The organism is Rubrivirga sp. (genome assembly GCF_049648075.1).
Taxonomy (GTDB): Bacteria; Bacteroidota; Rhodothermia; order Rhodothermales; family Rubricoccaceae; genus Rubrivirga.
On the sequence record NZ_JBARYR010000614.1, the window covers coordinates 1 to 6,708 of the forward strand.

6 protein-coding genes are annotated in these 6,708 nt (G+C 69.7%); 2 read left to right on the forward strand and 4 right to left on the reverse strand.

Going from position 1 to position 6,708, the window contains the following annotated elements; all coding sequences use genetic code 11:
* Positions 1-97 precede the first annotated feature (97 nt).
* Positions 98-913 (forward strand): ChaN family lipoprotein, encoded by an 816-nt coding sequence (locus WBA11_RS16805; protein ID WP_424521799.1) that lies wholly within the window; start codon positions 98-100, stop codon positions 911-913.
* Between the two features lie 31 nt (positions 914-944).
* On the opposite strand, the gene WBA11_RS16810 is transcribed toward WBA11_RS16805, so the two are convergent.
* Positions 945-1,523: a hypothetical protein gene (locus WBA11_RS16810; RefSeq protein WP_424521800.1), complete on the reverse strand. Its 579-nt coding sequence runs from the start codon at positions 1,521-1,523 to the stop codon at positions 945-947.
* 389 nt (positions 1,524-1,912) lie between these two features.
* Between WBA11_RS16810 and WBA11_RS16815 the strand changes: the two genes are divergently transcribed.
* Positions 1,913-4,390 (forward strand): TonB-dependent receptor, encoded by a 2,478-nt coding sequence (locus WBA11_RS16815; protein WP_424521801.1) that lies wholly within the window; start codon positions 1,913-1,915, stop codon positions 4,388-4,390.
* A gap of 106 nt (positions 4,391-4,496) precedes the next feature.
* Here WBA11_RS16815 and WBA11_RS16820 read toward each other — a convergent pair whose 3' ends face one another.
* The 3 genes from WBA11_RS16820 to WBA11_RS16830 all read right to left on the reverse strand — a co-directional run.
* Complete coding sequence (locus tag WBA11_RS16820; protein WP_424521802.1) at positions 4,497-5,198, reverse strand: lysostaphin resistance A-like protein; 702 nt, start codon at positions 5,196-5,198, stop codon at positions 4,497-4,499.
* A 78-nt stretch (positions 5,199-5,276) separates the two neighbouring features.
* Positions 5,277-6,395: a hypothetical protein gene (locus tag WBA11_RS16825; protein WP_424521803.1), complete on the reverse strand. Its 1,119-nt coding sequence runs from the start codon at positions 6,393-6,395 to the stop codon at positions 5,277-5,279.
* A 1-nt stretch (position 6,396) separates the two neighbouring features.
* Positions 6,397-6,708, reverse strand: a 312-nt coding sequence (locus WBA11_RS16830; RefSeq protein ID WP_424521804.1) for a FlgD immunoglobulin-like domain containing protein, incomplete at its 5' end; no start/stop codon positions are given.

A 6,708-nucleotide genomic window follows, 5' to 3' on the forward strand; every position in this document is an offset into this window, starting at 1 on the left:
CCGGTGACGGGTCCGACCTCGAGGTCGAGACCGCCGACGGAGACGACGCCCCGCGCCGAGGCCGCCGCCGGTCGCGCTCCCGCAAGAGCGACGACTAATGCGCACCGCCCTCCTCAGCCTGCTGCTCGTGACCAGCGCCGCCGCCCAGCCCACCGACCTCGACTGGGCCGGACCGTCCTCGCTCGAGGTCGTGATCGACACCGCCCTCGAGGCCGACGTCGTCTACCTGGGTGAGATCCACGACGACTCGGTCGCTCACGTCGCCCAACTCGCCATTCTCGAGGCCGTCCTCGCGCAGGCCGACCGGCCCGTCGCGCTCGGCCTGGAGATGTTCGAGACCGACGTCCAACTCGTCTTGGACGAGTACCTCGCCGGTCACATCCAGGAGCGCGACCTTCAGGCCGTGGCTCGGCCGTGGGGCAACTACGCGACCGACTACCGGCCGATGGTGGAGGCCGCCAAGCTGTCCGGCGCGCCCGTTCTCGCGACGAACGCGCCGGCTCGCTACGTGCGCCGACTGGCCCGCGGCGAGACGTTGTCCGGCCTCGAGGACGACGCGCTCGCGACGCTTCCTCCGCTTCCGATCGCGCCCGTCAGCCGGGCGACCGAAGCCGCGTTCCGCGAGCTGATGGGGGGCATGGCCGGTCACGGGGGCCCGAGCGTCGACGACATGTTGGCGGCCCAGAACCTGCGCGACGTGTCGATGGCGCACGTTGTCGCGACGTGGCTCGCGCAAAATCCGGGCGGATTGGTGGTCCACGTCAACGGAAGCTTCCACAGCGCCGGCGGCCGTGGCATTCCCGAGCATCTCGAGCGTCGCATGCCCGGTGTCCGGCAACTCGTGGTCACGCTCCAGCCCGACGACGCGGCGGCAGACGCGGGCGACGACTTCGTCGTCCGAACCGGTCAGTAGCCTCGGCCTCGAGGCCGCCCTCTGCTCCGGGTCAAGCGCGCTGCACGACGAAGACACCCCCCCGCGAGAGCGATCGGAACGCCCCGTCCTCGACGAGCGCGTCGACGGCGGACCGTCCGGGGCCAGCGACGAGCAGGACCCCCTGGGCTCCGAGCTCGGGCGCTAAGAGCGCGACGGCCTCGTCGTCCGGCGCGTAGCCGACCGCGATCACGGCGCTCTCGAGATCCGACCCAGCCTCGACGATGGTGATGCGCGTGGTCGCGGGCCTGAACCCGTGCCGCGTCATCGCGTCCTCGAGGTCGGGCTGGCTCTCCGGTGTGATGCCGTAGACCCGGACTTCGCGCGCTGAAATCCGAGCGTCGGCGGCGACGATGGCGGCCCCGCAGTCGCCGACGACGGCCAGTGTGCCCTCGAGGTCAGACTGCTCGGCCTCGATGACGCACTCGTGGAGCTCGGCCAAGGCTCGCGACCCCAGGTCGGTGAGGCCCTCACGTCGGACGGCTGTCACGACGGGCGGAGCCGTCCGCTCCGCGACCACGTCTTGCACGCGCTCCGCGACCGCGCGAGCGATCCGGGCGGGGAAGAGAGAGACGGGAAGGCGGCTGGCCATACTCCAAGCTAGGGACACGGCTCTAGCGCTTCCCTCGAGGACAAGACGGAGAACGTCGGAAGGGGAAGGGCCGGCGCGTCCTCGGGGTCGCGAATTGGTTCCAGCTCAGAAGCGGCCAGATCGAGTTCCCTCCTCATCCGAGGAGGGGGACAGGGGGAGGTCTCCGTCCGTCCTCGAGGTCGCCGCCCGTCCTCGAGGTCGCCGCCCGTCCTCGAGGTCGCCGCCCCGTGCCCGCTACTCCCCATCTCCATCCCGGGCGCCCGGACCTGCCCTGGACCGCCCTCGAGGCCGCTGTATCTTCCCACGGTCCCGCACACGCACGCACGCGCCTATTCCGTCTTCGGCACACGATCCTCTGCTGGCCCCGGCCCGCACCGCCTGACGGTTCTATGCGCTTGCTCGTCCGCCCGCTCGCCGGGCTCTTCCTCGCCGCTCTCCTGGGAGCGCCCCTGTCCGCCCAAACGTGGGGCGAGATCTCCGGCCGCGTCCTCGAGGCCGATGGCCCGATCGTCGGTGCGTCCGTCTTGGTCGAGGGGACCTCGTTCGGGACCAACACCGGCACTGACGGCCGGTACGCGTTCCGCATTCCCGAGGGGCGCTACCCCATCCGTGTCTCGTTCGTCGGCTACACGACCGTCCGCGACACCATCGACGTGCGACGGGGCGAGGTGACCCGGTTCGACGCCGTCCTCGAGGTCGCGACCGGTGACCTGGGCGACGTGGCCGTCGAGGCGACGGCCGATCGAGGCGTCGGCGTCTCGCGGATCGACCCGCGGACCGTGCGCGACATGCCCCTCCCGGTCCAGGACGCCATCCGGGCCGTCAAGACCGAGCTCGGCGTGACGTCCAACAACGAGCTCTCGAACGCCTTCTCCGTCCGTGGCGGCAGCTACGACGAGAACCAGTTCTTTATCGACGGCTTCGAGATCTACCGCCCGCTGCGCATCCGACAGGGCGAGCAGGAAGGGCTCGGCCTCATCAACGGCGACCTCACCAGCCGGATGACCCTGTTCGCCGGTGGCTTCCCCGTCCGCTACGGCGGCAAGCTGGCCTCCGTCCTCGACGCGACCTACGCCGCGCCCGAGGGCGTCCCGACCTCGACGGCCTACCTCTCCACGTTGGACGCCGGCGTCGCCGTGAGCGGAGCGCTGACCGATCGCGTCGGGCTCGCCGTCGCGGCCCGGAGCGCGCGGCCCCAGCGGTTCTTCGCCAGCCAGGAGCTCGAGGGCAGCTACGACCCCAACTTCCGAGACATCCAGGGCGTCGTCGACGTGGACCTGGGCGCCTCGTCGCTGCGGGCCGTCGGGCTCTACGCGCGGCACCGGTTCCGGCTCGCGCCTCAGCAGCAGGAGACGACGTTCGGGATCTACCCGAACCTGGTCCGCACCGTCGCCCGCGACTTTTCCGGCTTGGAGGAAGACGGCTACGACATCGGGTTTGGCGGGCTCCTGCTGAGGACCCAGATCGGGACGAGCGCCTCGATGGAGCACCGCGTCTCGGCGTTCACGACGGACGAATTCGAAGACATCGACATCTCGAGCCGGTCGTCCCTGTTCCGGCGTCAGCAACGGCCAGGCGGCTCGCAGACCGACCTCGACCGGTTGCTCGAGGGCCAGACGGTCCAAGAGAGCACGACCAACAACCGAATCAGCCAGACCGTCGTCACCGCTGAGGGCCGCTACTTGTCGCGTCTCGGTCGGCACAGCTTGGAGGCCGGGTGGAGCGCGCGCCGGCTCGCGTTCGATGACCTGATCAGCGAGCGGACCATCTTCAGAGGCCGAGGCGACGAGGGAGAGCTCATCGATGTCGATGCCAGCGTCCTCGAGGCCGACACGTCGTTCGCGTCGTGGCTCGGATCGGCCTGGCTCGAGGACGCGATCTCGGTCGGCGACAGGCTCACGCTCACGCCTGGCCTCCGCGCCGACTTTTTCTCGTACAACGACGAGTTGACCTTGTCGCCGCGCTTGGGCGCGACGTACGCCGTCTCGGATCAGACGTCGCTGTCGGGCGCCGTCGGGGTGTACCACCAGACGCCGACGTACCGCGAGCTCCGCGGCGACCCGCAGCCGGGCACGTCGCTCTTCCGCACGCTCGACGGCGACATCTCGAGCCCGCGCTCGGTCCAGGCCGTCGTCGGCTTGGACCACTTTTTTACGGGCCGCCGCCTGTCGCTCCGCGCCGAGGCCTACGCCAAGCGGTTCACCAACCTGATCTCGTACGACGTCGAGAACGTCCGCGTGGTCTACTCCGCCGAGAACGATTCCGAAGGCTACGCGGCCGGCGCCGACGTTCAGCTTCGCGGCGAGTTGGTCCCGGGCCTGGAAAGTTGGGTGAGCTACGGATTTCTGTTCACCGAAGAACGGTTCTACACGCCGACCGCGACCGACGAACAGACTCTGGACCGGTTCGCCTCGCGCGGCGGCGGCGACTGGATCCGGCGCCCGACCGACCGCCGCCACAACTTCTCCCTCTTCGTTCAGGACTACGTCCCCGGCGACGACACGTGGCGCCTGCACCTGCGTACGCTGTACGGCTCGCGCCTGCCCACGACGGCGCCGCGCCGCGACGAGGACCGGTCGTTCGACTCGATCACGGTCTTCGACGACGGCCCCCGCAACGCGTCCAAACTGCCGAGCTACTTCCGGTTCGACATGGGCGCGACCAAGCGGCTGGTCATCGGCCGTCTGCCCAGCGGCAGCCCGCTCGAGCTGCTGGCGACGGTCGAGGTGCTCAACGTGTTCGACCAGACCAACACGGTCGCGCAGTCGTGGGTCGAGAGCAACGAGGGCGGCCAGCGCGTCTTCATCGCCGTCCCCACGCGCCTGACGCCGCGGACGCTCAACGTCCGCATGCGGATCGACCTCTAGCGTCCTCAAGGCCGGTACCGGCCTTCACGGCCTCGAGGGCGGGACTCGTCCTCGAGGGAGAAGTCGGCCTTTACGTCCTCGAGGGCGGGATCATCCTCGAGGACGACTACAGCGCCCCGCCGACGAGTGCGGCCGTGTTGCCCAGGTTGTGGGCGACGGTGGGGAAGAGGATGCTGCCCGTCTTGTGCCGGAGCCACCCGTAGGCGATCCCGCCGAGAAACGGGAACGATGCCGAGAGCCAGTCGAAACTGGCCACGCCGTCCTCGACGCCGAAGCCATGCCAGATGGAGAACGCGACCGACGTGATCGCGACGGGCCACCACGAGTCCTCGCCGAAGGATCGGACCAAGAGTGCGAAGAGCACTCCTCGGTAGGCGAGCTCTTCTGCGATTCCCGGCATCGAGAGCTGGAACGCCAGCGTCTCGAGGTCGAACGGTCCGCCGTCGAATGCGAGTCCGATCCCGAAGCTGAACGCTGTGAACAGAGCGGTCGCGATGATGGCCGGGCGGACCGAGCCTTCCCGTTGGCGCAACGTGGCCCCAACCTCTCGCCACGAGAGCGAGCTCATTGCGACGATGACGAGCGAGCCGATGACGCTGAGCACCTTCCCCTCCCAGTTCCAGTCCCCGCCGAACACTCCGAGCGACGGGACCAGAAACGCTCCGACCGTCAGGAGGTCATCGAGGGCGAGCAGCGCTAGGAACGCGAGCGCCGGTCGCCACCGGTTCGACCTCGAGGTCGCGAGCGCGAGTGCGACGAGAGGGGAGACCAGCAGGGCCAAGAGCCCCGCGTTCAGCACGTGGTCCACGTCCGTCAAGGAGGGGCACTCCCGCGACGGCCTCGAGGCCGAAGGAGTTACAGGGTCGTCCTCGAGGCCGCCTCTCCGTTACAGGTCCACGCGGAGGCCTCCGCTCGCCCGGTAGCCCTCGAGCGACGCCCCGCCGACGTTGTCGGCCAGGCCGAGAGTGTACGTGAACGAGCCTCGGAGCTGGACGCCTGGGCTCACCGTCACCACCGGGGCGACGCCGAAGTCGACCAGAAGCTGCTGGTCGGCCACGAACGAGGCGAGCTCGAGGAGGTCGTCGGTCTGTTCGATAGATCCGTAGTAGCGGGCGCCGGCGGAGAGCGCGACGTTCGTCGAGGGCGGCCCGAGCGCTAGGCCGAGGGCGAGTCGCGCCTGGGACGGGCGCAGGTCGCTGACAACGCGGTCGGCCGTGCCGACCGTGCCATCGAGGACGTGCCGGTACCGCGCGAGCAGGCTCCCGCGCGCCACACGCCCTCCGACGACCAGGCGCATCGTCCCAGCGATCTTGTCCCCCGGGCTGAACGTGTTGCCTCCGACCTCGTCGTCCCCGTAGATCACGTACGATCCTTCGAGCGAGAACGTGGACAAGGCGCCGAGAGCGGCGTCAAAGCCAGCCGAAAGCACGACCTCGTCTGCTGGCGTGTAGCTGAGGGAGTCCCCAGCGAACGGCTCGTAAGATGATCGGGCTGAGTAGGCGGCAGCGACTCCAAACGCCGTGCTGGGGCCGGCCGGAAACGCGATCGCGATGCCGGGTGAGATCGCAGCGCCCTGGCCGAGCGACGGGACGGCGAAGGCGAAGTCGTCGGTCGCAATCCGCGTCGAGGTCGCGAACTCGTCTTGCGTCAAGCCAGTCTGTCCCGTCGGCACGTTGCTGACAATTGCGAGGTCCACGATCGCGGTCCCAAGCGCACGTCGGTACCCGACGCCGAGTTGGGTGTCGGCGACGCCGCCGAGCGATGTCAGGCCGTCTCCGCTCACGTCCGCATAGGCCGTTCGGAGAGACAGGCTGAGGCCCGAGTCGAGCGACACGCCGATCTGGACTGGGACGGCGAGCTCGTTGACGGACTCGCCCTCGTTGACCGTGTAGCTCTGGCTCACGACACCGACCTCGGCGGCGACGTTGGGCGAGAGCTGAGCCCAGGCCGGCGAGACGGAGAGAGCGAAGAGGAGGGCGCCGCAGCGCCAGGCGAAGGCGGTCATGCTATCGGAGGCGTGTGACGCGGGTGACAGCGGTGCCGAGATCGGACCGCAAGCGGATGAGGTAGACGCCAGCCGCAACGGCGCCACCGGACTCGTCGGACCCGTCCCACTCGGCGAGGTGCGACCCCGCTTCGAGGTCGTCCTCGAGGACGCGGCGGACGACCCGGCCGAGCACGTCGACGACCTCGACCTCGACGGGACCCGGGGCCGCGAGGGCGAACGGGATCGAGACGCGGGCGGCCGAGGGGTTGGGACGGGCCGTCCCGAACGACGGGCCAAACGCGGTATCGCCACCGGGCTCGCCCTCGAGCCG